The organism is Arthrobacter sp. NicSoilC5, assembly GCF_019977395.1.
GTDB lineage: Bacteria > Actinomycetota > Actinomycetes > Actinomycetales > Micrococcaceae > Arthrobacter.
On the sequence record NZ_AP024660.1, the window covers coordinates 869124 to 892162 of the forward strand.

General features: G+C 66.1%; 23 protein-coding genes. 8 read left to right on the plus strand and 15 right to left on the minus strand.

The window, feature by feature from the left end:
- The first annotated feature begins 48 nt into the window (after window positions 1-48).
- Both LDO22_RS03970 and LDO22_RS03975 read left to right on the plus strand, forming a co-directional pair.
- Window positions 49-1341 carry a Mur ligase family protein gene (locus LDO22_RS03970; protein ID WP_224026170.1) on the plus strand — a complete coding sequence of 431 codons (1293 nt, stop codon included), beginning with the start codon at window positions 49-51 and terminating at the stop codon, window positions 1339-1341.
- Window positions 1338-2093, plus strand: a complete 756-nt coding sequence (locus tag LDO22_RS03975) for a glutamine amidotransferase (protein WP_224026171.1) — start codon at window positions 1338-1340, stop codon at window positions 2091-2093. Before LDO22_RS03970 ends, LDO22_RS03975 begins: the two co-directional genes overlap by 4 nt.
- Window positions 2094-2109: 16 nt before the next feature.
- Here LDO22_RS03975 and LDO22_RS03980 read toward each other — a convergent pair whose 3' ends face one another.
- A complete protein-coding gene (locus tag LDO22_RS03980) occupies window positions 2110-3483 on the minus strand; it encodes a hypothetical protein (protein ID WP_224026172.1) in 1374 nt (457 codons plus the stop codon).
- Window positions 3484-3646: 163 nt separating this feature from the next.
- Between LDO22_RS03980 and LDO22_RS03985 the strand changes: the two genes are divergently transcribed.
- Window positions 3647-5659 (plus strand): M3 family metallopeptidase, encoded by a 2013-nt coding sequence (locus LDO22_RS03985; protein WP_224026173.1) that lies wholly within the window; start codon window positions 3647-3649, stop codon window positions 5657-5659.
- Window positions 5660-5939: 280 nt separating this feature from the next.
- Here the strand turns inward: LDO22_RS03985 and pdxS are convergent, their stop codons facing one another.
- The 6 genes from pdxS to LDO22_RS04015 all read right to left on the minus strand — a co-directional run bounded on the left by pdxS (window position 5940) and on the right by LDO22_RS04015 (window position 14236).
- Window positions 5940-6866 carry a pyridoxal 5'-phosphate synthase lyase subunit PdxS gene (gene pdxS / locus LDO22_RS03990; RefSeq protein WP_159631883.1) on the minus strand — a complete coding sequence of 309 codons (927 nt, stop codon included), beginning with the start codon at window positions 6864-6866 and terminating at the stop codon, window positions 5940-5942.
- A gap of 137 nt (window positions 6867-7003) precedes the next feature.
- Window positions 7004-7627 (minus strand): phosphatidylinositol phosphate synthase, encoded by a 624-nt coding sequence (pgsA, locus tag LDO22_RS03995; RefSeq protein ID WP_224026174.1) that lies wholly within the window; start codon window positions 7625-7627, stop codon window positions 7004-7006.
- Window positions 7617-8204, minus strand: coding sequence for an HIT domain-containing protein (locus LDO22_RS04000; RefSeq protein WP_159631881.1), 588 nt, complete (start codon window positions 8202-8204; stop codon window positions 7617-7619). Before LDO22_RS04000 ends, pgsA begins: the two co-directional genes overlap by 11 nt.
- Window positions 8205-8222: 18 nt before the next feature.
- Complete coding sequence (gene thrS / locus LDO22_RS04005; protein ID WP_224026175.1) at window positions 8223-10232, minus strand: threonine--tRNA ligase; 2010 nt, start codon at window positions 10230-10232, stop codon at window positions 8223-8225.
- Between the two features lie 127 nt (window positions 10233-10359).
- Complete coding sequence (gene dnaE, locus LDO22_RS04010; protein WP_224026176.1) at window positions 10360-13875, minus strand: DNA polymerase III subunit alpha; 3516 nt, start codon at window positions 13873-13875, stop codon at window positions 10360-10362.
- 10 nt (window positions 13876-13885) lie between these two features.
- Window positions 13886-14236 (minus strand): DUF6504 family protein, encoded by a 351-nt coding sequence (locus LDO22_RS04015; protein WP_224027154.1) that lies wholly within the window; start codon window positions 14234-14236, stop codon window positions 13886-13888.
- Between the two features lie 132 nt (window positions 14237-14368).
- Between LDO22_RS04015 and LDO22_RS04020 the strand changes: the two genes are divergently transcribed.
- Window positions 14369-14758, plus strand: coding sequence for a hypothetical protein (locus LDO22_RS04020; protein WP_159631878.1), 390 nt, complete (start codon window positions 14369-14371; stop codon window positions 14756-14758).
- Between the two features lie 6 nt (window positions 14759-14764).
- Here the strand turns inward: LDO22_RS04020 and LDO22_RS04025 are convergent, their stop codons facing one another.
- Window positions 14765-15088, minus strand: a complete 324-nt coding sequence (locus LDO22_RS04025) for a chorismate mutase (RefSeq protein WP_159631877.1) — start codon at window positions 15086-15088, stop codon at window positions 14765-14767.
- Window positions 15089-15104: 16 nt separating this feature from the next.
- Between LDO22_RS04025 and LDO22_RS04030 the strand changes: the two genes are divergently transcribed.
- Window positions 15105-15527 carry a VOC family protein gene (locus LDO22_RS04030; protein ID WP_159631876.1) on the plus strand — a complete coding sequence of 141 codons (423 nt, stop codon included), beginning with the start codon at window positions 15105-15107 and terminating at the stop codon, window positions 15525-15527.
- 24 nt (window positions 15528-15551) lie between these two features.
- Here LDO22_RS04030 and LDO22_RS04035 read toward each other — a convergent pair whose 3' ends face one another.
- Complete coding sequence (locus LDO22_RS04035) at window positions 15552-16313, minus strand: SOS response-associated peptidase (protein WP_159631875.1); 762 nt, start codon at window positions 16311-16313, stop codon at window positions 15552-15554.
- Between the two features lie 133 nt (window positions 16314-16446).
- Here LDO22_RS04035 and LDO22_RS04040 point away from each other — a divergent pair, with 133 nt between their 5' ends.
- A complete protein-coding gene (locus LDO22_RS04040) occupies window positions 16447-16704 on the plus strand; it encodes a mycoredoxin (protein ID WP_141941622.1) in 258 nt (85 codons plus the stop codon).
- A gap of 28 nt (window positions 16705-16732) precedes the next feature.
- Here the strand turns inward: LDO22_RS04040 and LDO22_RS04045 are convergent, their stop codons facing one another.
- The 4 genes from LDO22_RS04045 to LDO22_RS04060 form a co-directional block, all read right to left on the minus strand.
- Window positions 16733-17482: a lipoate--protein ligase family protein gene (locus LDO22_RS04045; RefSeq protein WP_224026177.1), complete on the minus strand. Its 750-nt coding sequence runs from the start codon at window positions 17480-17482 to the stop codon at window positions 16733-16735.
- 122 nt (window positions 17483-17604) lie between these two features.
- Window positions 17605-19317, minus strand: a complete 1713-nt coding sequence (locus LDO22_RS04050) for an AarF/UbiB family protein (protein WP_224026178.1) — start codon at window positions 19315-19317, stop codon at window positions 17605-17607.
- A 5-nt stretch (window positions 19318-19322) separates the two neighbouring features.
- Complete coding sequence (locus LDO22_RS04055) at window positions 19323-19862, minus strand: PadR family transcriptional regulator (protein WP_224027155.1); 540 nt, start codon at window positions 19860-19862, stop codon at window positions 19323-19325.
- A 119-nt stretch (window positions 19863-19981) separates the two neighbouring features.
- Complete coding sequence (locus tag LDO22_RS04060; RefSeq protein WP_224026179.1) at window positions 19982-20785, minus strand: thioesterase family protein; 804 nt, start codon at window positions 20783-20785, stop codon at window positions 19982-19984.
- A 161-nt stretch (window positions 20786-20946) separates the two neighbouring features.
- Between LDO22_RS04060 and LDO22_RS04065 the strand changes: the two genes are divergently transcribed.
- Window positions 20947-21624: an endonuclease/exonuclease/phosphatase family protein gene (locus tag LDO22_RS04065; RefSeq protein ID WP_224026180.1), complete on the plus strand. Its 678-nt coding sequence runs from the start codon at window positions 20947-20949 to the stop codon at window positions 21622-21624.
- Between the two features lie 33 nt (window positions 21625-21657).
- On the opposite strand, the gene LDO22_RS04070 is transcribed toward LDO22_RS04065, so the two are convergent.
- Together LDO22_RS04070 and LDO22_RS04075 are read right to left on the minus strand one after the other, a co-directional pair.
- Window positions 21658-22173: an NUDIX hydrolase gene (locus tag LDO22_RS04070; RefSeq protein ID WP_159631870.1), complete on the minus strand. Its 516-nt coding sequence runs from the start codon at window positions 22171-22173 to the stop codon at window positions 21658-21660.
- Window positions 22174-22222: 49 nt separating this feature from the next.
- Window positions 22223-22414, minus strand: a complete 192-nt coding sequence (locus LDO22_RS04075; protein WP_224026181.1) for a DUF1918 domain-containing protein — start codon at window positions 22412-22414, stop codon at window positions 22223-22225.
- 73 nt (window positions 22415-22487) lie between these two features.
- Here LDO22_RS04075 and LDO22_RS04080 point away from each other — a divergent pair, with 73 nt between their 5' ends.
- On the plus strand, window positions 22488-22994 hold the full coding sequence (locus tag LDO22_RS04080; protein WP_224026182.1) for a metallophosphoesterase: 507 nt from the start codon (window positions 22488-22490) through the stop codon (window positions 22992-22994).
- Window positions 22995-23039 lie beyond the last annotated feature (45 nt).

The window sequence follows — 23039 nt, forward strand, 5'->3', positions numbered from 1 at the left end:
GCCGGGGCGGGCAAAGGTTGCATGCCGCTGCTGGGATATATTCGAAACATGGTCTTCTTCACTGTTCCGCTCGGCAAGCTGGTCCGCAGGGTATCCCGGCTGCGGGGCGGCGGGTCCGCACTTCCGGGCCTGGTGGTCGAGAAAATCGATCCCGGCTTCATGCGGCGGACGCTCACTACCCTGCCCCACGGCGTAGCTGTGGTCAGCGGCACCAACGGAAAGACCACCACCACCAAAATGGTGGTCGAACTCCTGGAAAGCCAGGGCCTGAAGGTTTTCACCAACCGGACCGGCAGCAACTTCACGCGGGGCGTGGCAGCGGCCCTCCTGAGCGAGGTGGACTGGCGCGGCAGGCTGGACGCGGACGTTGCCGTCCTGGAACTCGATGAAGCCCACGCCGTCCATTTCGTGAACAGCGTTCCGCCCCGGTACTGCCTCCTGCTGAACGTGCTTCGCGACCAGCTGGACCGCTTCGGCGAAATCGACAAGACCGCACAGCTCCTGCAGCACATCGCCGCCAAGACCACGGGAACAGTGGTCCTGAACCGCGAGGACCCGCGGGTTGCCCGGATCGCCGACACGCTGACGGGACAGGACGTCAGGTACTTCGGCCTGGACGACTCCCTGCTGGGCACCTTCCCGAACGATGACGACATGCGCGCCGCTCCCGGCAGCCCCGCCCCGGCGGGCCTGCCCGCCAAGCCGCAGGCCGACGTCGTCCTCCGCAAGGTGGGCGCAGACAGCGCCGAATTCGAGTACGACGGCGTCACGGTCACCACGGCGATGAAGCTGCGCGGCGTGTACAACATCTTCAACGCAGCCGCTGCTCTTACCCTCGCCCGCAGCATTTGCGGCGGCGGGGCCGCCACCGCGAACCACGAGACCCTGCTGCAGGCGCTGTCCCAGGTGGCGCCGGCCTTCGGCCGCGGCGAAAGCCTGACCGTGGACGGCCAGCCCCTGGACCTGGTTCTGGTCAAGAACCCCAGCGGGTTCCGGCTGGGCCTGAAATCCTTCCCCGCTGCCGGTTACGCCACGATGATCGCCATCAACGACAACTACGCCGACGGCCGGGACATGTCCTGGCTGTGGGACGTGGAATTCGATTCGCTTCGCGGGGGCGGGGTGGAGGTGCTGACCGGATCGCGTGCCTACGACATGGCGCTGCGGCTGCAGTACGACGAAGTCCCCGTTGGCGCCGTGGACACCGACATTCCCGCCGCCCTTGCCGCCTTCATCCGGGAAGGCCGGGGCAAACCCAAACGGATCTTCTGCACCTACACCGCCATGCTTGCCATCCGCCGCGAGCTGTCCAAAATCACCACCGTGGAGGTTGTCTCGTGAGTCCGGCAGAAGCAGCAGAAGCTGGCGCCCAGTCCAAGGGCACGCTGCGCGTGGTCCAGCTGTACCCGCGGGACATGAACATCTATGGCGACTGGGGCAATGCCCTGGTCCTGCAGCGCCGCATCCAATGGCACGGGTACACCCCCGAACTGCTTGAGTACAACGTGGGCGATCCCTTTCCCGAAGGCGTGGACATCATTGTGGGCGGCGGCGGCCAGGACAGCGGCCAGCTGGTCATCCAGGACGACCTGCAGGCCCGGGCCGGCCAGCTGAAGGAGTTGGCCGAGGACGGCGCACCCATGCTGGTCATCTGCGGCCTCTACCAGCTTTTTGGCCGTTTCTTCAAGACGCGGACGGGTACTGTCATCCCGGGCATCGGCGTCCTGGACGTGGAAACCCACGGTACCGACGAGCGCCTGATCGGCAACGTCAAGGTCTCAACCACCGAGTTCGGCGAAGTCCTCGGTTACGAGAACCACAGCGGCCAAACCACCCTGGGCAGCGGGGTGCGGCCGCTCGGGACGGTGGCTAAGGGAACGGGGAACAACAGCAACGACGGCCACGAGGGGGCGCGGTACCGAAACATCGTTGCCAGCTACCTGCACGGCTCGCTGCTTCCCAAGAACCCTGCCATTGCCGACTACCTCATCCGCACGGCCGCGGATCGCAAGTTCGGCAGCTTCTCCCCCGGCACCCCTGACGACGCCTACGCGGTCCTGGCACGGGAGCACGCCGCCCGCCGGCCCCGCTGAACTGCGACCGCCTGGATCACCGCCACTGGAAGTACTCCCGGTGGATGTTGAGCCTGCGGACACCCGCTGCCCGGAAGGCTTTGCGGAACTGCCGGAGCATGGCGTCGGGCCCACCCATGAAAACTGACAGGAGGCGCGGTTCGGTGCCCACCGCGGCCATGACCGCGGCCGGGGTCAGCCGCCCGTCCCTTTCGGTGTCAACCACATGGACCTTGAGCCGCGGGTGGTTCCTGGCGATGGCGATGATTTCCTCGGCAAAAGGCGACGGGCCCGCCGAGGTAACGAAGAAGTCGACATCTTCCTGCAGCCCGCCGCCCGGGTCTGCGTCCAGCGACCGCAGCCAGCTCAGGAAGGGCGTGATCCCCACCCCGCCGGCGATCCAGACCTGGTGGGCAGTGCCCTTGTGCCGGTCAAAGCGGCCGTAGGGGCCGCCCACCACGGCCGGCATCCCAGGCTGGACCACGTCGGGAAGCCTTGTGGTGTGGTCACCCAGCGCCTTGACCGTGATGCTGATGCCGCCCTCCTGGGCGGGCCCGGAAATGGAAAAGGGGTGCCGCTGCCAGCCATCCGCTGTTTCGAGGTAGACCATGGCGAACTGGCCGGGTTTGAACACCAGGGGGCGGCCCAGGGGACGGAGCGCCACCTCCGCCAGATCGGCCGCGACCGGGCGGACCCCTGCGACCTGGTAGTCGTGATGGGGCAGGAAACGGCGCGCCAGCAGCTCCCGGTAGACGTAGAACGCCAGCCCCGTTCCGCCGATGGCCACATAGCTCCACCGCAGGACGGGCGCCGCTTCAAACGCACTGGCATCGAGCAGTCCATGCAGGAATCCGGCAGCCACGAACAAGCCTGTGAGGCGGTGGAAGCCGCGCCAGCGCTCATAACCACCCAGCAGGCGCACCACCAGGCGGACCCCCTTGGTCTGCAGTGCGGCGAGCACCACGCGGCGGACGGGCGCCGGCAGCATAGTCCGCCAACGCGGCAGCACCGCCCACACCACCAGTGCGGCAAGGCCGGAAATGGCCACCACGGCCAGTGTCTTACCCACGCTGGTTGCCTCCGGGTTGGACGCAAGTTCTATGTGCGGCAGCAACAGGACAGTAGCCGTAACGGCGGCCCTGCGGTGCCAGATCGCGGCATGGTCTATGCCGCCGAACACCGGCTCAACGTGCGGGAGTGTGCTGACCAGGACCAGGGCGATGGAGTACAGCAGCACGGATTCGCCGCCGAACAGCTGGCCGACGTGGCGGAGGACGGGTTCACCTTCCGGACGCGCGAAGTACCAAAAAATGCCGTAGGCCAGGGCCAGGACCGTGACGGCGCCCGGACCCACCCACCGTACGGGCACACCCAGGGATGCAGCCGCCTGTGTCGTGGCACTTTTGCTCATGGACCGGTGGCCCCCTCGTGTAGCCGAACCCGTGCACGCCTTCCAGCACGTGCGGAATGGGGCCCGGAACGGACACCATAGCGGCAATTCTAGGGATGTGACCTGGGAGGCAGCACCATTTCCATCAATTGAGAACCGCGCCCCGCTGTGAAAGGTTTAGCCCATGACCAACCCCCTCCTCACCGCCAGTCCCCTGCCCTACGGTCTTCCGCCTTTCGAGGCCCTCACAGCAGGCCAGTACGGCGCCGCCATCGAAGCCGGACTGGCTGCCCACCTGGACGAGATCCGGGCCATCAGCAGCAACGCCGCACCGGCCACGTTTGAAAACACGGCACTGGCCATGGAACGCTCCGGGCAGCTCCTCAACAGGGCGGCTGCGGCATTTTTCACCTTGGTGTCGGCGGATGCCTCCGCGGAAATCCGGGACCTTGAAACGGAGCTTTCGCCGCGCTTCCAGGCCCACCAGGACGAAGTTTTCCTCAACAGTGCACTGTATGGGCGCTTTGCCGGCATAGATACGGACAGCCTCGATCCCGAGTCAGCCCGCCTGGTGGAGGAGTACCTCAAGGAGTTCCGCCAGTCCGGGATCCAGCTCGATGCGCCCGGCCAGGAGCGGCTGCGTGCCATCAACGCTGAGCTGGCCCGGTTGGGCACGGAGTTCGGACAGCGGGTCAAGGAGGGGATGAAGTCCGCAGCGCTGCTGCTGGAGGACGCCGGCGACCTGGCGGGCCTGCCGGCGGACGACGTCGCCAGTGCCGCGGAAGCGGCACGCGCCGCCGGGCACGACGGGAAATTCCTGCTTACCTTGATCCAGCCCGGCAACCAGCCGGCGCTGGCCTCGCTCGAGAACCGGGACGTCCGCCGTCGTCTGTTCGAAGCATCCGTGGCCAGGGGCAGTGGCGGCGGGAGCCTGGATGTCCTGGACCTGGCCCGGGAGATGGCCGGGCTGCGGGCGGAAAAGGCCCAACTGCTGGGTTTCGCCAACTACGCCGAATTGGTGGCCGACCGGCAGACGGCGCCGGACTTCGAGGCCGTCCGGACGATGCTGGGCCGGATGGCGCCGGCGGCCGTCCGCAATGCCGACGCCGAGGCGGCAGCCCTGGCCGACGCCGCCGGGCATCCGCTGGAGGCCTGGGACTGGGCCTACTATTCGGCAAAGGTACGGCGGGAGAAGTACGACGTCGACGAACAGGCCCTGCGTCCCTACTTCGAACTCGACCGGGTAATCGAGGATGGTGTGTTCTTCGCCGCCACGTCACTGTACGGGGTCACCTTCCACGAGCGCCACGACCTCCGCGCCTATCATCCGGACGTTCGCATCTGGGAGGTCCGGAACGGGGACGGAACCGTCCTGGGGTTGTTCCTGGGCGACTACTATGCGCGTGAATCCAAGCGCGGCGGTGCGTGGATGAACTCGCTCGTGGACCAGTCGGGTCTGCTGGGCACCCGGCCGGTGGTGATCAATACGCTCAACATTTCCAAGCCGCCCGCGGGTGAGCCGACGCTCCTCACCCTGGACGAGCTGCGCACCCTTTTCCACGAGTTCGGCCACGCCCTGCACGGCTTGTTCTCCGACGTCACCTATCCCCGCTTTTCCGGCACTGCCGTGCCCCGGGACTTTGTGGAGTATCCGTCGCAGGTGAACGAGATGTGGATCATGTGGCCGGAAGTGCTGTCCCATTATGCGCGCCACCACGTCACCGGCGAATCTCTTCCGCAGGACGTTGTGGACAGGCTGGAGGAATCCCGGCTCTGGGGCGAAGGGTTTGCCACCACCGAGTACCTGGGCGCAGCCCTCCTGGACCTGGCTTGGCACACGCTGGAGCCAGGCGACGTTCCGGACGATGCCGTGGAGTTCGAGGCTAAGGCCCTGGCTGCGGCAGGGATTGCGCACCCCCTGATCCCGCCCCGGTACCGCACAGGCTACTTCCAGCACATCTTCGCCGGCGCCGGCTACGCCGCAGGCTATTACTCCTACATCTGGAGCGAGGTCCTGGACGCGGAGACCGTGGACTGGTTCAAGGAGAACGGCGGCCTGTCCCGCGCAAACGGCGAACGCTTCCGGCAAGAACTCCTCAGCCGCGGCAACAGCCGGGACCCCCTGGAGTCCTTCCGGATCCTGAGGGGCCGCGAAGCAGGACTGGACCCGCTGCTCAAGCGCCGCGGCCTGGAGTAACCCCCATCGATTGCTGAGCACTTGTCGTTTTGAGCCCCGAAAACGACATTTACAGAGCAACCGATTTAAAAGAACGACGCCGGTCCCCCACCAAAGAAGGTGAGGGAACCGGCGTCGTAAGTTAGGTCAGTAAACCCGACCCGAAGCGCCAGGACGGTGCGGTCCGGCAGCGTGCGTAAAAGGGCCCCCGCCCCCAACCACCACCAATATGGCGGCAGCGGGAGGCGGGGAATAGCACGCCGAGGATCGCGCCGTCCTGGCGCGTCACAGAACGCGGAAATTACCAGCCGCGCTCGGCGAGACGGTGCGGCTGGGGGATCTCGTCGACGTTGATGCCCACCATGGCTTCGCCGAGCCCGCGGGAGGCCTTGGCGATGACGTCGGGGTCGTCGAAGAAGGTGGTGGCCTTGACGACGGCGGCGGCGCGCTGGGCGGGGTTGCCGGACTTGAAGATGCCGGAGCCGACGAACACGCCATCGGCGCCGAGCTGCATCATCATGGCAGCGTCAGCGGGGGTGGCGATGCCGCCTGCGGTGAACAGGACCACGGGGAGCTTGCCGGCAGCGGCAACTTCCTTGACCAGTTCGTACGGGGCCTGGAGTTCCTTGGCGGCGACGTACAGCTCGTCCTCGGGCAGCGAGGAGAGCTTGGCGATCTCCGAGCGGATCTTGCGCATGTGTCCGGTGGCGTTGGAGACGTCGCCGGTGCCGGCCTCGCCCTTGGAGCGGATCATGGCCGCGCCCTCGTTGATGCGGCGCAGGGCCTCACCGAGGTTGGTGGCACCGCAGACGAAGGGAACCTTGAAGTTCCACTTGTCGATGTGGTTGACGTAGTCGGCCGGGGTCAGGACCTCGGACTCGTCGATGTAGTCGACACCGAGGGACTGCAGGACCTGGGCTTCCACGAAGTGGCCGATGCGGGCCTTGGCCATCACCGGGATGGACACGGCGTCGATGATCTGGTCGATCATGTCGGGATCGGACATGCGGGACACGCCGCCCTGGGCGCGGATATCGGCCGGAACACGCTCCAGCGCCATGACTGCCACGGCACCGGCGTCTTCGGCGATGCGGGCCTGCTCGACGTTGACGACGTCCATGATGACGCCGCCCTTGAGCATCTCGGCCATGCCACGCTTCACGCGGCTGCTGCCCGTGACGCTGTTCGCGGACGAACCGGCCTCGTTGCTTACATCAGGTGTAGACACAAAAACCCCTATGGGTAGACAGATGATCTTCGCCGGGCATGCGGCGGCAGCTGCCGGAGGTGCACGCACGGATTGCCGGGTCGCTTGACCGGGCACTTATATACTAGTCCCCCGCCGCGCGGCGGGCTTAATCATGCTTAATCAGCGGTCGTGGGTTCCGCCAGCGCCTGCCGGCGCACGGAAACGACGCGCTGTACGACGGTGATGAGGCTCGCCGCGGCCAGGAGGACCAGGGTGGCCAGGAGCACCGCCGGTGGCAGTCCCAAACCGGTCAGGCCGGTGACCACCAGCACGGAGACCAGGCGTTCGGCCCGTTCTGCGATCCCGACGTTGGCGGTGAACCCCAGCGACTCGGCCTTGGCCCTGGCGTAGGACACAACCATGCCCAGGACCAGGCACAGCAGCGCGCTGACGGCGATGGCGGTGTTGTTTCCGCCGGTGAAAAACCATACGGACACGCCGGCGAAGAGGGCGCCATCAGCGACCCGGTCAAGCGTGGAGTCCAGGAAGTTACCCCACCGGCTCTTGACGTCCTGCATCCGGGCCATGATGCCGTCCAGGACGTCGGAAAAGATGAACGCGGTGATGAAGACGGTCCCCCAAAAGAGTTGACCCAGGGGGTAGAAGATGAGGGCTCCCGCGGCAACACCCGCGGTTCCGAGGATGGTGACCGCGTCCGGGGAGACGCCAATCTTCAGGAGCCAGCGGGCCAGTGGGGTAAACAGCGCGGTGAAGAAACCGCGGGCATGCCTATTCAGCATCCGACTCCCCGGGCCAGGCCTCAGCCACTTGTTGGCGGACCTCATCAAGGGTCTGGGTGATGGCTTTGGTCTGGGCGATGATGGGGAAGAAATTACCGTCCCCGCCCCACCGCGGCACAATGTGCTGGTGCAGGTGTGCGGAGATACCTGCACCGCCCACCACGCCCTGGTTCATGCCCAGGTTGAAGCCGCCGGGATTGGACACTTTCCGCAGGACCCGCATGGCCGTCTGGGTCAGCTCGGCGAACTCCGCTGTTTCTTCAACCGTAAGGTCCGTGTAGTCCGGAATGTGCCGGTAGGGGCAGACCAGCAGGTGGCCCGGATTGTAGGGGAACAGGTTCAGCACCACGTAGCAGGTCCGTCCGCGGTAGACGATGAGCGCCTCTTCGTCGGTGCGGCCGGGGCCTACGCAGAACGGGCAGTCGTTCTCGTTCTTGAACTGGTGCTGGCCGCCCTTGATGTAGGCCATGCGGTGCGGAGTCCACAGGCGCTGGAAGGCGTCCGGGACACCGGCGAGGGCAAAGTCGTCGGTAACGCCGGCATCGCCTGGATATCCTGCGCCTGTGTTCTCCTGCACTGTGCTGCTTCCGTTCGGCTAGCTGGTCCGGTTGCGGATGGCTTCGGTGATTCGCTTGACCGCTTCCGCGACGGGCACGCCGTTGTCCTGGCTTCCGTCCCGGAAGCGGAACGAAACAGCGCCCGCCTCTGCATCGTCTCCGCCCGCGATCAGCACGAACGGGATCTTGTCCTTGCTGGCGGTGCGGATCTTCTTGGGGAAGCGGTCCGAGGACGTATCCACCTCGGCGCGGATACCCGCCGCCTTGAGCTGGCCAACGACGTCGAACATGTAATCGTTGAACGCCTCCGCCACGGGGATGCCCACCACCTGGACCGGAGCCAGCCACGCGGGGAACGCCCCGGCGTAGTGCTCGGTGAGGACGCCCATGAAGCGCTCCACCGATCCGAAGAGCGCGCGGTGGATCATGACGGGACGCTGGCGGCTGCCGTCGGCGGCCTGGAATTCCAGCTCGAACCGTTCGGGCAGGTTGAAGTCCAGCTGGATGGTGGACATCTGCCAGGTACGGCCCAGGGCATCCTTGGCCTGCACGGAAATCTTGGGACCGTAGAAGGCTGCTCCGCCTGGATCGGGCACCAGCTCCAGCCCGGACTCCTGGGCTACCTCGGCGAGGGTCCTGGTGGCTTCCTCCCAGGTGGCGTCGTCGCCGACGTACTTCTCGGGGTCCTTGGTGGACAGCTCGAGGTAGAAGTCGTTCAGCCCGTAGTCCTTGAGCAGGTCCAGGACGAAGGTGAGGGTCTTGGTGAGTTCGTCCTTCATCTGCTCGCGGGTGCAGTAGATGTGGGCGTCGTCCTGTGTCATGCCCCGGACACGGGTGAGGCCGTGCACCACACCGGACTTCTCGTACCGGTACACGGAGCCGAATTCGAACAGCCGCAGGGGCAGCTCACGGTAGGACCGGCCGCGGGAGCGGAAGATGAGGTTGTGCATGGGGCAGTTCATCGGCTTCAGGTAGTAGTCCTGGCCGGGCTTGCGCACGGTGCCGTCCTCATTGAGTTCAGCGTCGACGTGCATGGCAGGGAACATGCCGTCCTTGTACCAGTCCAGGTGCCCCGAGACCTCGTACAGGTGGCCCTTGGTGATGTGCGGGGTGTAGACGAACTCGTAGCCGGCCTCGACGTGCCGCTGCCGCGAGTAGTCCTCCATCTCCTTGCGGATGATGCCGCCCTTGGGGTGGAAGACGGGCAGGCCGGAGCCCAGTTCGTCCGGGAAGGAGAACAGGTCCAGTTCGGAGCCGAGCTTGCGGTGGTCGCGGCGCTCGGCTTCGGCGATGCGTTCCTGGTAGGCCTTCAGGGCGTCCTTGGTGGGCCAGGCGGTGCCGTAGATGCGCTGCAGCTGCTGGTTCTTCTGGTTGCCCAGCCAGTAGGCCGACGACGAACGGGTCAGGGCGAAGGCGTTGGAGATGAGCTTGGTGTTGGGCAGGTGGGGGCCGCGGCAGAGGTCGCACCAGACGGTGGTGCCTTCCTTGCGTTCCACGTTGTCGTAAATGGTGATGTCCCCGGCGCCGACTTCGACGTTCACGCCTTCCCCGGCTTCGGCGGCTTCGTTCTTTTTGCCCAGGAGCTCGAGCTTGTAGGGCTCGTTCTTCATGGCTTCGCGGGCCTCGTCCTCATTGACCACGCGGCGGACGAACTTCTGGTTCTGGTTGATGATCTTCTGCATCATCTTTTCGAGGGTTTTGAGGTCCTCGGGAGTGAACGGCTCGGCAACGTCGAAGTCGAAGTAGAAGCCGTCGGTGATGTAGGGGCCGATGCCGAGTTTGGCGTCGGGACGGAGCTGCTGCACGGCCTGGGCCATGACATGGGCGGTGGAGTGCCGCAGGACGTTCAGGCCGTCGGGGGAATCAATGGTGACGCCTTCCACCTCGGCGCCTTCAGGAAGTTCCTGGTCCAGGTCCTTCAGTTCGCCGTTGACGCGGGCAACAACAACGTCACGGCGCTCAAAGAAGAGTTCCGCACCGGTTGTCCCGGTAGTCACCTTGGTCTCTTCGCCATCGACGAGAAGGGTGATCTGCTGGGCATCTGACACGGGTGTCTCCTATTCAAAGTTGAGGCTTCATAGCTTGTGGCATACGGGGACCACAGCCAGCCACCGTCAATGCTATCGGTTCCGGTATGGGCCGACCAACGCGGCGCACGGGGGTGCGGAACCGCGGTTACCCGTTGAACCCGGTAATCGCCAGCGTCCTGCTGATGCCATCGAGGGGATGTGGCACATCGCCGAAGGCCTCCGGGCCGGACACCCCGGTGGACCCGCCGATGGACTCCGGCAAGGGCAAACTGTCCGTTTTGCCCAAGTCCCAGGCCATGCTCGCGCTGATGCTGATGCCCCGGGGACCGGTCCTTCGGGTGGTCCCGCGGATCAGCAGCAGGCGGGTTCCAAACAGAAGCGGACCGGCGTTTTCCTGGGCCTCGTGGAAGAAGACCGAATCCACGCAGCCGGTGCCGTCGTCGATGCTGATGAACACCACCCGCCTGCCGCCGCGCATGGGAGGAGTCTGGGTGGCCACCCGTACCCCTGCCACCAGCACTTCGGTCCCGTTGCGCAGGCTGAGCAGTTTGTCGGCAGTGGTGACGCCCAGCCTTTCCAGCAGGGGCCTGTGGCTGTCCATCAGGTGGGAACTGACATCGACGGCCATGAGATCCAATTCCGCCCTGACGTTGTCCACCACTGTGGGGGCGGGAAGTCCAGGTTTGATGTTGCGCAGTTCGATGTCGCCCAGGGGAAGGGACAACTGCCCCTCCAGCACCTCAAAGCCTTTCCGCGGGCCATTGGCTGATTGAAGCTGCTGCAAATGGTGCACCAGGTCCGCGCGGTTGGCGGTGCCTCCGGCTTCGCGGTGCAGGGAATCAAAGGCCCCCAGCTGCGCAAGGCGCCTGATGCTTGGCTTGCTGAGCCGCGAGCGCGCCCGGAGATCCGCCAGTGAGTCATAGGGCTGGCCGGCGACAATCCGCTTCAGTTCTGCAGCAGAGAGGCCGTAAATCCCGTTCAGGCTGAGCCTGATTCCCAGCCTGCCGGCGTCCCTGCCTGTCCCGATCCGCTCCACCCGGTATTCGGCTTTGCTGCGGTTAATGTCCAGGGGAAGGATGGGGATGCCCAGCCGGCGGGCTTCGGCCACGAGCAGCCGTTTGGGGTACATGCCGGGGTCGTGCTCCCATAAGCCTGCAAGGAAGGCTTCGGGGTGGTGTGTCTTGAGCCAGGCGGACTGGTAGGTGGGGACAGCGAAAGCAGCCCCGTGGGCTTTGCAGAAGCCGAAGCTGGCAAAGGACTTCAACGTCCCCCACACCTTGTCCACCACCTCGGGGGTGTACCCCCTGGCTTTGGCGTGGCGCCGGAAGTACTCCTCCACCCGCGCTTCTCCGGCCTCGCTGCTGAGTGCCCGGCGGAATTCGTCGGCTTTTGCCAGGCCGCAGCCGGTCATGACGTGGAGGGTTTTCAGGATCTGCTCGTGGAAGACGGTGACCCCGTGGGTTTCCTGCAGCACCGGCTTGAGGTCAGGGTGGGGGTAGACCTCAGGGGCGAATCCGTGCCGGTGTTCCAGGAAGGGCCGCACCATGTCCGATTTCATCGGTCCCGGGCGGAACAGTGAAATATCGATGATGAGGTCATTGAACTCCCGCGGCGCCATTTTGCCGATCAGTTCCCGCTGCCCGGGTGATTCGATCTGGAAGCAGCCAAGGGTATGCGTGCTCCTGATCAGCTCATAGGTGGCTTCGTCGTCGAGGGGGACGGCGTTGAGGTCTATCCGGCCGTTGGCGGCAATGTAATCGGGGCCGGAACCTTCCGGGCCCGCAGGGTGGTTCCCCGCCTTGACCACTTCCTCCTTGGAGGGATGGATCCTGATGATCTCCCGGACCGCAAACGCCATGGCGCTTTGCATGCGGACACCCAGGACATCGAGTTTGAGCATGCCCATGGGGTCCATGTCATGTTTATCGAACTGGCTCATGGGCAGTCCAAGACCGCTGGGCTGGACCGGGGTGCGGTCCAGGAGGGTGGCATCACCCAGGATGACGCCGCACGGGTGCATGGATATGTGGCGGGGAAGCCGGTCGAGCCGTTCGGTCAGGTCCACCAGCAGGTCCAGTTGCTGGTTGCCATGGGCGTCGCGTTGCTCCACCCGGCCGGCAAACTCTCGCAGTTCCGGTTTTTCCTGCAGTGCTTCCCGGAATTTCCGTGCAGAGAACCGCCACAGCTGCTTGGCGATCTCCCCCACCTCGTCGTCGTCCATGCCCAGCGCCAGGCCGGCGTCGCGCACGGCACCGCGGGCGCGATATCCGTTCTGCATGCTCATCAGGGTTACCCGTTCAGAGCCGAAGCGTTCGAAGATCCGGTGGTAGACGTTGTGGCGCTCAGCGCTTTCGACGTCGATGTCGATGTCCGGAAGGGTGGCGCGGTCGTTGGAGAGGAAACGTTCAAAAATCAGGTCGTGCTGGAGGGGATTCACATGGCTGACGTCGATCAGGTAATTCACCAGGCTGGATGCTCCCGAACCTCTTGCTGCTGCCCTGACCCCCATGTCCTGGATCATCCGGGACACCTCGGCAACAGTCAGGAAGTACGAGGAGAATCCCAGGTTGTCGATGATCCCCAGCTCATGGTCAAGGCGCGCCATGATCTCCTTCTCCGTGTTGCCAGTGGCGCCCGGGAACCTCCGGCCGATTCCTGCATGGCAACGCTGGATGAGTTCAGCGTGCGGATCCTGGCTGATGCCAATAACGGATGCTTCGGGCACCACGGGCTGTTTCCATCCCATGTCTGAGGTGGGATCGATCCGGCAGAGATCGGCGAGCGCCTCCGTCTGCGTCATCAGCTGCTTGAGATCGGCGGCACCATAACCGGCAGCGGAAATGATTTCCTTGCCCAGCCCCAGCATCTGCGCCGGGGTTTTCAGCCACCCTTGGCCGGTGGGTTGCAGGAGTGGTTCCCCTGCCAGTTCGGGCAGGGACTTCAATGTCCGGGCCGAATCCAGGACGTCAGCGGTTGGTGCTCCGTCCGCAGCGCAGTACCTAACGGCATTGGACAGGACCGCCGGTACCTGGTGTTCCTCGGCGAGCCTGAGCATGCGCACAGCATGCGCCGTGCTCATCGGGGTACCAGGTGCGCTGAGTTGGGAGACGATTTCAGCCACCACGGTTCCGGCGGGCATGGCGTCGAGCCACTGCTTGAAGAGGGTCCGGGGCCGCAGGTAGCGCCGTCCGCCCATGGCCCGGCCCACATCCGAATCAGGGCCGAGCAGTACGGTGAGCACCGGCTTAAGGGTTTGGGGGTCCAGGGTGCGGGAGGCCAGTTCGGCGCGGGTGACAGCAGCGGGCACCGCTCCCCCGGCTTTCCCCGAGGTCCTTGCGTGGGCGTCGGAAACCAGGCGGCACAGCGCACGGTATCCGGCACCGTTGTTTTGGCCGCGGGCCAGCACCACCACCCTGCCTGACACCTGCGTTCGGTGATCGCCGTCGTCGTCAAACACTGCAAGGTCCACCCCCACAATGGGGTCGATGCCCGCGGCCATGCAGGCCTTGAGGTGCTTGATGGTTCCGTAGAGGCCATCCCGGTCTGTACAGGCGAGGGCTGTGGCACCGTCGGCGGCGGCAGCCATGGCCAGTTCCTCCGGCCAGGAAACACCGTAATGGGCGCTGAACGCCGTGGAAACGTGAAGGTGGGTGAAGCTCATGCTGGACTGGTCAGGCTGTTCTGTGGCGGAGGGCGTCATGGATCCGCAGCAGCCGCCAACGGTTGCTGCGGAGATGGCGGGTCAGGTCAAGGGTGAGGGGTTCTGCGCCGGCCGGTTCTTCCGGCGCAGCGGAACGGGAGGTTGCCCGGGAGGGCAGAACCTGCACTCGCCAGATTTCGTGATCCACCACGCCCTGGCCGCTTCCCAGCGGTGCCCTGCTGTCCTCCGCCCACCATTGCCGGCGTTCGTACCACCGGAGGGGTTCGGCGCAGACGGTGTAGGAAGCCCCGGCCCAGGTCAACGATTCCGGCTGTCCGGCTTCGTTGCACACCACGTCAACAGACTCGCTGAACATGCCCAAGCGCACCTCCCGGACGATTCTCCCCATAACAGGTATTCGAATATGTATTCGAATAAAACCAGTCTACGCCGGGATGGCATCAAAACATAGGCGGGGGTGGACGGGGCGTGCGGCAGGGAGCAGGATGTTGGCATGAGTACCGATGACGCACTCCTGAAGCAGGCCAGCATCAAGACCGAGGACTCCACCCTGGTCGCCACGTTCGATATCGACGGCACCATACCGGTATCCGGTGCCTACGTGGTGGGGTTGATGGGAGCCTCGCCTGATTATTCGGCGCAGCGCCGGCTGTGCATTGAGTTCATGAACGGGGAGGCCATCGCCTGCTACGCGTTCAACCGGGACCAGGGAATCGAAGAGGATTACGACCTGTCCGGCGTCACCCACTCACAGAGCAGCATCACCGGCAGCTTTCCCCTGACGGCGTTGAACGGGCTCGGGCAGGGGCATGTCCTGTCCGCCTTCAGTGAGGCGGACGGACGGGAGTTCCAGCACGGGGTGCCGGTGGAGGAAGCACTCTAAGCTTCCTCAGCTGTTTTCTTTATGGATCCGCAGTTCAAGTTCAATGAACGCGGAGATCATGGCCCGGTAGGTTGACTCCACGATGTCCGGGTCAATGTCCTTTTTCTCGGCAGCAGCCCGCACGTGTTCAATGATCCGCTCCACCCGGCCCGGGGCGCGCACCTCGGCGTCATCACCCTTCAGCGTGCCGGCGATCCTGATCAGCCTCTCGCGGCGGGCGATGAGGGTGACAATCTGCTCATCCACCTCGTCAACAGCAACCCGGACGGCAGCGAGCTGTTCCCTGTCTGCCCGGGCATCCCTATCGTTTCCTTGAATTGTCGCCATCATCTGACAGTATCGAAGCATGGAGCCCAGAGTCGACTTTATCTCCCTCGGTGTCCGCAGTGTCGAGGCCTCGCGCGCCTTCTACGTGGACGGCCTTGGCTGGCCCGTCCACCGCGAGGTTGCCGGGGAAGTCCTGTTCATCCAGGTGAACCATGGGCTGGTGCTCTCCCTCTGGGACAGCACCCAGATGCAGGCCGAGGCCGGCACCAGTCCTCCCGCCGGCGTCCCCGGCATCACGCTCAGCCACAACCTGGGAAGCCCGCAGGAAGTGGACAGCGTCATGGAACAGGCTGCGGCGGCCGGTGCTGCCATCGTTGCCGAGCCCGTCACCAAGGCGTGGGGCGGCTACGCAGGATATTTTGCCGACCCTGACGGGTTCCGCTGGGAAGTGGCGTACAACCCCACCTGGGCAGTGGACGACGCCGGCACGGTCACCGTCTGACGGGCGGCGGCCCCGGCGGGGCTGCTAGAACAGGGCTTCCACCGGGCGGATCAGTTCCGGGCCGTTATTGCGCACATTGCCCACTTCCTTGCCGACAGAGTCCACCTGCCAGTCGGCTGCGGCCTCCTTAACCCCTGACCGCACCAGGTCAACGAGTGCGGCGGCATCGTCCGCCTGCGGGTCCAGCCAGGCCTCCATCGTGGCCTTGTCCATGGGCAGCGGCACCCTGTCATGCAGCTCGGTCAGTTTCCCGAAGATGGTGGATTCCGTCCCTGGCGGCGGTGTGTCCGCCGTGAGGATCGACGTCGACAGCAGCCAGCGTCCGGGCTCCCCCTCCGGCACGGACGGGTCCTTCCACCACTCGTAGAGGCCGGCGAAAACCAACCCATGGTCCCCGCCCGGGTGCACGTAGTAGGGCTGCTTCGATTTCCCGGGCCCCTGCTTCCATTCGTAGTAGCCGTCCGCCGGGACGGCGCAGCGGCGGGACTGCACAGCCTTCCGGAAGGCCGGCTTCTCCAGCACGGATTCGCTCCGGGCATTGATCATGCGGGATCCGATCCCGGGATCCTTTGCCCAGGACGGGACCAGGCCCCAGCGCGCCACATGCAGCTGGCGGACCTGCCGGGGCTCGGCATCGCCATCCACCAGCCGCTCCAGCACGATGGGGACCGCGTCGGTGGGTGCCACGTTCCAGGACGGCGGGATGGTGACCTCGTCCTCCAGCCCGGCGTCGAATTCGGCCAGGAGATCACCCACGGCGCGTGCCATTACGTAGCGTCCACACATGCCACAAGCTTGCCACCGCCCGCCACAAACTGTCATCCAGGCACCGCAGCGGCCACCCGGCACGGGGGAATACCGCCGGCCACGCTACGGTTGACAGTAAGGAAACCTTTCAAGCGACGTATAGGAGATCCCTGTGGACTTCACTCCCGAATCCGGCACCATCACCATGTTTTCCACCACCTGGTGCGGCTACTGCAACCGGCTGAAGAAGCAGCTGGACGCACAGGGCATCGGCTACACCGAAATCAACATCGAAGAGGTGGACGGCACGGCTGAACTCGTGGAGCAGCTGAACGGTGGCAACCGCACCGTCCCCACGGTCCTCTTCCCGGACGGCACCGCGGCAACCAACCCGTCCGCCGCGGAGGTCAAGAGCCGCCTGGCCGCCTGACCGGCCGCCGCACCACAACTGTTGCGGGTCATGCCCCCAGGCTGCTGAAGGAAGCAGTTTCCAGGGTGGCATGGCCCGCATACGTGTTAAGGATGGCCTGCTCGACCGCGGCGACGTCCAGGCCTGGCACCAGATCGTTGGCGGCGCCGGCGGTGGCAGGATCCCAGTCCAGGCCGAGCGCGGCATAGCTGTCGGTAAGGACCTTCCGGATCGGGGCGGAGTCCTCCACCACAATCACCGAGCTGAAGAGCCAGCCGCCGGAGACAACCCGCTGGGCGGTGCCCACCAGTTTCACCCTCCGGGAGCTGTCTGCGGGGTCGGTACCGTGGACACTGAATTCGCCGGGACAGTATTCGCCGGGAATTTCGCCCACGGCCGCCTGCACGCCCACGCTCCGCAGCGCCTCGGCAAACAGGTCCCCGAAGTAGCCGAACCGGGCTTTGGACCCGGCGACGGCGTCGGTATCCGGTTCAATGTGGTCCACCACCAAGGTGCCCCGGTGGTAGGCGGCAGCGCGGCCGCCCGCCCTCCGGACCAGGGGTTCGAAGCCGTTGTCCCGGCAGGCCTGGGCTGCGGCGTCGAATCCCGGCAGCCGGGTGTCCCGCTGCCCGAACGCCACGGTGGGCGACGGCCGGTACAGCCGCAGGGTGGGACCAATGGCGCCGCTCCGTGCCCTTGCCAGCAGCTCCAGGCCGAATTCGAGGTCCCGGCCCGCGCCGAGCGACACGTCCTGCCGCACCACGGTGAGCGTGCTGGATCCGGTACCGGTGTGGTGCATTGTGGCGAAGCTCCCATGGTGTGGCGGCGACAATTTCAACGTCGACAGGTTTCAGTGGCGGCGGTTCATGGCCCGCGGACGGGCAGGCCACCCCTAGGTTACGCCCGACGGCGGCAGCCGCCTTAACGTCCCCGCCGCCCCACCCACAGCGCGTGCAGCAGCGGAAGGGCCGACGCGGTCATCAGCACATTGCCCAGCGCAAGGTCGTCGGGGCGGACAATGGCTCCCGCGAGCAGCAGGGCCCCGAAGACCAGGGCCGAGGCTGAGCGGCGCACAGCCCGGTCCAGCCGCGCAGCCTGGCGCTCCAGGCGTGGGACGGAAACCTGCAGCGATCCTTCCTCCAGCCTCCCGGCCAGGGCATCCAGGCGGCCCGGGAGGCGGAGGGCAACACCGGCAGCGTCGACAGCCTGCCGGGCAACGTCCTGCACCACGTTGCCCCGTTCGTTCCGCAGCAGCTGCGCGGCGTAGGGCTCCATCGAATCCCAGAGGTTGAAACGCTCATCCAGGGCACTGCATACCCCGGAGGTCAGGGACATGGCCCGGATGATCAGCAGGAAGTTCTCCGGCAGCTGGAACGGCAGCGACCGGACCACGTCGCCGAACTCCACGGCAAAGTCACGGAACTCCCGCGGGTCGACCTCGCGCAGTTCGGCGAATCCCATGCCGCCGAAGCGGGCGAAGAGCTGCGTCATGGCGCGTTCCAGGCCCACGCTGTCGGCTGACGGCATCAGGACGCCCACGTCATTGATGGCCGCCACGAGCCCCTTGCCGTCCCGGGCGGCGGCTGCGATCAGCAGCTTCCGCAGGCCGCTGCGCGTGGAGGCCGTGACTTCGCCCATCATCCCGAAGTCGATGAACGTCAGCTTCCAGGGAAGTCCCCCTGCGTCCGGGGGGACCGGGGTGACGAAGATGTTCCCCGGATGAGGGTCGGCGTGGAAGAAGCCGTTGGTGAACAGCTGGTCGAACATGATGGACGCGAATACCGGTGCAACCGCGGCGGGATCGATGCCGGCGGCACGGAGCGCCCGGACGTCCGTGATCTTGATGGCTGTGACGTCCTCCAGGGTGAGCACACGGCGGGTGGTCCGTTCCCACACCACGCCCGGGACTTCCACGCGGTCGTCCCCGGCGAAATCCGCGGCGAACCGCTCGGCGTTGACGGCCTCGTGCAGGTAGTCGATTTCCAGCAGGCTGGTCTGGGCGAATTCCTCCACCAGCGCCGGCATGTCGGCGCGGCGGGAAACGAGCCGGATGTGGCTGAGCCAGCCGGCAACCTTGCGCAGGGCGGCAAGGTCGACGTCGACAATCGCGCCGATGCCCGGGCGCTGCACTTTCAGGACCACGGCGTCGAGTCCGGTGTCCCCGGCGTCGGCAGGATTCAAGCGGCCGCGGTGGGCCTGGCCCAGGGAGGCAGCCGCGATCGGTGCCGGGTCCACCGAGGCAAAAACGTGCTCCAGCGGTGTTCCCAATTCCCTGGCGGCCAGGGCGGAGATGGCCGGGAAGTCGACCGGCGGCACCTCGTCCTGCAGCCCCTCCAACTCCTTGGTGATCTCGGGCGGAAGGACATCGAGCCGGGAGGACAGGAACTGGCCCACCTTGATCATGAGGCCACCGAGGTCCACGGCCAGGTCATGGAAGCGCTGGGCAAAGCTCCGCATCCGCCGTGACCGCGTCCTGGCGGCCACCCGGCCGAGGCCAATCCGGGGCAGGAACAGCTCGAACCACCACGTGGCGGCGAGGTTCCAGGCAGCGAAGCGCAGAATCCGCCGGTAGCGGCCGCGGTGTTCCCGCAGGGGCAGCTGGGGGTTCGCCCTGTCCTGGACGGTGGACGCCACCCCCGTCAGTCCTGGGCGAGGATCGCGTACAGGCGGCGGCGGGCCTCGTCCAGCACCGCCACCGCCTGGTGCACCTGCTCCTGGGTGCCGGTACGGCCAACCTGCGCCGCGGCCTGTGCCAGTTCGATCCCGGCTTTGGGCAGGGAGGCAACGCCGCCGGGCAGGGGGCCGGCCGGATCCCAGGGCGCAGCCCCGTGGTGGGCCGCCACTTCCTCGCGGCCGGCTTCGGTCAATGAGTAGATTTTGCGCCCGTTGGATTCCTCGGCAGTGATTGATCCTTCATCCGCAAGCAGCTGCAGGGTGGGATAGACGGAGCCCGCGCTCGGTTTCCAGCTGCCCCCGCTGCGTTCCTCGATCTCGCGGATGATCTGGTAGCCGTGCATGGGCCGTTCGGCCAGCAGGGCCAGCACCGCCGTCCGCACCTCACCTTTCCCGGCGCGGGTTCCGGCCCGCTTTTCGAACCGGGAGCGCAGTTCCTCGACGGCCTGCCACATACCGTCAAGATTGTTCCCGCCGAATCCGCCCGCAGGGTATGAAGCACGCATCATGAACTCCTTTGCCAATCGTGAACGATATACAACGATACTCAGCGATACATGCCCGCACCATAGGTCAGGACCCGCGCACGGCGAGGACCAGTCACAAGGTCAGGGCGTGGGAATCATCAGGATTTGCGCAGGGTCAGGATCTGTTCAGCCCGGCCGAACGGCCCCTGCCGGTCGTGCAGGACGGTGGATGTCAGCCCGATTCCGTCGCTGCCGAACGACACCGCGTTGTCCAGTCCGAGCCATTCCCCCCGGGGGCGGCGGTACATGTGGATCTGCAGGTCCAGGTTGGGGAACGCGTAGCTGCCTTTCCCCGGCGGAACCCTGGCCGCGATGCCGTTGGCCGTGTCCACCATGCCCATGAGGCGGGCCAGGTCGCCGCTGTCGGCGCGGTCGGTCAGGGGGTGGTCGGTGCGGAGCCACACCTTGCCCGCTCCGGGGCGGTGGCCCTCGGCCACCCTCATTTCGAGGGAGCGGATGTAGCCGCCGGGCCAGACGGCGGCGCCGTCGTACGGCTTGCATTCGTCGGGGCCGGGGATCCCTGCGTCCTCGACGGCGGCGACTTCAGCGGTGTCGCTGGTCAGCATGCGCCACCCGGCGGCGCGGATGGCGGTGCGGCCGCCGGCCACCAGCTCCGCCTGCACCAGTTCGATGGTCCGTCCGGGACGCAGCGTGGTGGTCTCGATCCGGAACTCGCCGCCCGGGATCAGTCCAAGGATCTCGTAGCTGAGGCGGGCCATCCGCATGTCTTCCCGTGGCTGGTGCCGTTCCAGGGCGTCTGCCATGAGGCCCGACGCCGGGGCCATGTGCTGTTCGTGGACGTTCCAGGCACCCTGGGCGTGGATGGTGGAGCGGAACCGCCCGCCGCCCAGGTCCTGGTAGTAGAAATTGCCTTCGGCGAGTTCAGGCAGGTCTGCAGTCAAGGCTGGCCCCTTACGAAAATTCAGTGAATTGCCACTAACTCTATCCCCCGTGGACACCGCACGGCGCGGCGGCGCGGGCAACGAAATGTTGGAGGGTGCGGGTGGCAATCGGACTAGAGTAAGGAACTGGTCCTGTCAGCAACCCTCAAAAGAGGTGTTTCATGCGCGTCATCAGCTACAACCTCCGCAAGCACAAGGCCAGCGGCGAACTTCTCGCCCTGGCCCGCAACCATGACATCGATGCGCTGTGCCTCCAGGAAGTGGACGCCAGCGACCTCCCGGAGACCCTCGGCCCGCTGCACCTGGCGGATGCCACCAAGGGCAACCGGCTGGGCCTGGCCATCTACTACCGCACCAGCCGCTTCACCGCACTGGACACGCAATCCTTCGCGTTGAAGAAATCAATGCATGACAGGGTGCTGGCTCCGGCCCATGAACGGCTCATCGGCACCAGGGTGATGGACACCGAAACGCAGCACGAGCTGGTGATCGGTTCCTTCCATGCAGCCCCGCTGACGGCGTCGAACTCGCTGCGGCGCAAGCAGATCCACGCAGCCCACGCGGAACTACTCAGCATGGGCAAGGGCCTGATGACCCTGATGGTGGGTGACTTCAACTACCCGTTCTTCACCAAGAACCTGGACATGCACATGAAGAACTCCGGGTATGCCCTCTCCCTGAGCAACCGGCGCACGTACACCCGCTACAAGGTGTTCAAGGGCCACTTCGACTTCGCCACCTCGCTGGGCCTGGACATCGCCAGCGTGGAGACGCTCCCGCGCGGAAATTCAGACCACCTGCCCATCCTGGTGACCGCCGAGTACGGCGAAGGCTACTAGCCGAAAGCTCCCGGGGAGGAGTCCGGGGCCGGCCTACCAGGGTTCGCCGGTGTCCAGCTGCGCCAGCAGTTCCGGCCACGCCGCCGCGAAACCGGGGTGCAGGTCCAGGGCTTCCACCTCTGCCACCGGGATCCAGAGCAGGGCGATGCTTTCGGGGTCGCTGATCACCGGCTCGAAGGATTCCCGCACCCTCACTACCACCGTGGTGTAGGACCAGTAGCCGTGGTCCAGCACGGACGTGAACAGCACTTCCACGCTCTCCGATGGGACGGCGGCTTCCTCGTACGCCTCGCGGAGGGCACCGTCAACGGGTTCTTCGCCCTGGTGCAGGGCACCGCCGGGCAGCCCCCAGGTTCCACCGTTGTGGCTCCAGACCGCACGGTGCTGCAGGAGCACGCCTTTGGCGGGGTCCCAGGCAAGGACGCCCGCGGCGCCGAAGCGGCCCCAGTACCTGCCGCGGTCCCCTTCCACCCAGGCGTCGCCCGGGTCGCGGGGACCGGTGCGCTGCGGCGGGGTGGAGGACATGCCTGCGGACGGAAAATGATCCATTGGTCCAGTCTGACAGGTGAAGCGGCGCCGGTGGAGTCCCGCAGGAGCGTCAGGCGTCGCGTCCGTGCTCGACGGCGAAATCGCCGCCGGGATACATGACGGTTTCGTGCCCGTCGTCGAAGCGGACGACGTACGGCGGACTGCCGCCCTCGCCGCGGACCTCCAGAATCACCCCGTGCCGGTCCGAGGACCCCACCGTCCTCCCGTGCACAACGATGCGGTCGCCTTGGGCTGCCTCCATGGCAATCACCTCCAAGCCCCCAGATTACGACTCCCGGCCGCACGGGAACAGGGCACCGTGGCAGGATTCGGGTATGCCGTTGAACCTTGTGCTGCTCGCCGATACCCACGTGCCCAAACGGGCCAGGAGCCTGCCCGGGCAGGTGTGGGACGCGGTTGACCGCGCCGATGCGGTCTTCCACGCCGGCGACTGGGTGGAGGCGGCACTGCTGGACGAGTTCGAACGCAGGAGCAGGCGCCTGCTGGGGGTTTTTGGCAACAATGACGGCCCGGAGCTGCGGAGGCGGCTGCCCGCGACCGCCACCGCAGTCCTGGATGGTGTCCGTTTTGCCATGGTCCACGAGACCGGCCAGGCAAAGGGCCGGGAACAGCGGTGCGAGGCGCTGTTTCCCGACGCCGACGTCCTGGTGTTCGGGCACAGCCACATCCCCTGGGATACGGTGTCGCCGAACGGGCTGCGGCTGTTGAATCCAGGATCGCCCACCGACCGCCGCCGCCAGCCGGCATGTACCTTCATGGAGGCCGTGGTGGACGGCGGGCGGTTGGCGGAGGTCAGGCTGGTGGAGGTCAGCCGCGGCTGAGCCCGCGGAGCAGCTTGGCAGGGCGGCGGATTTCTGCCTAGGGTA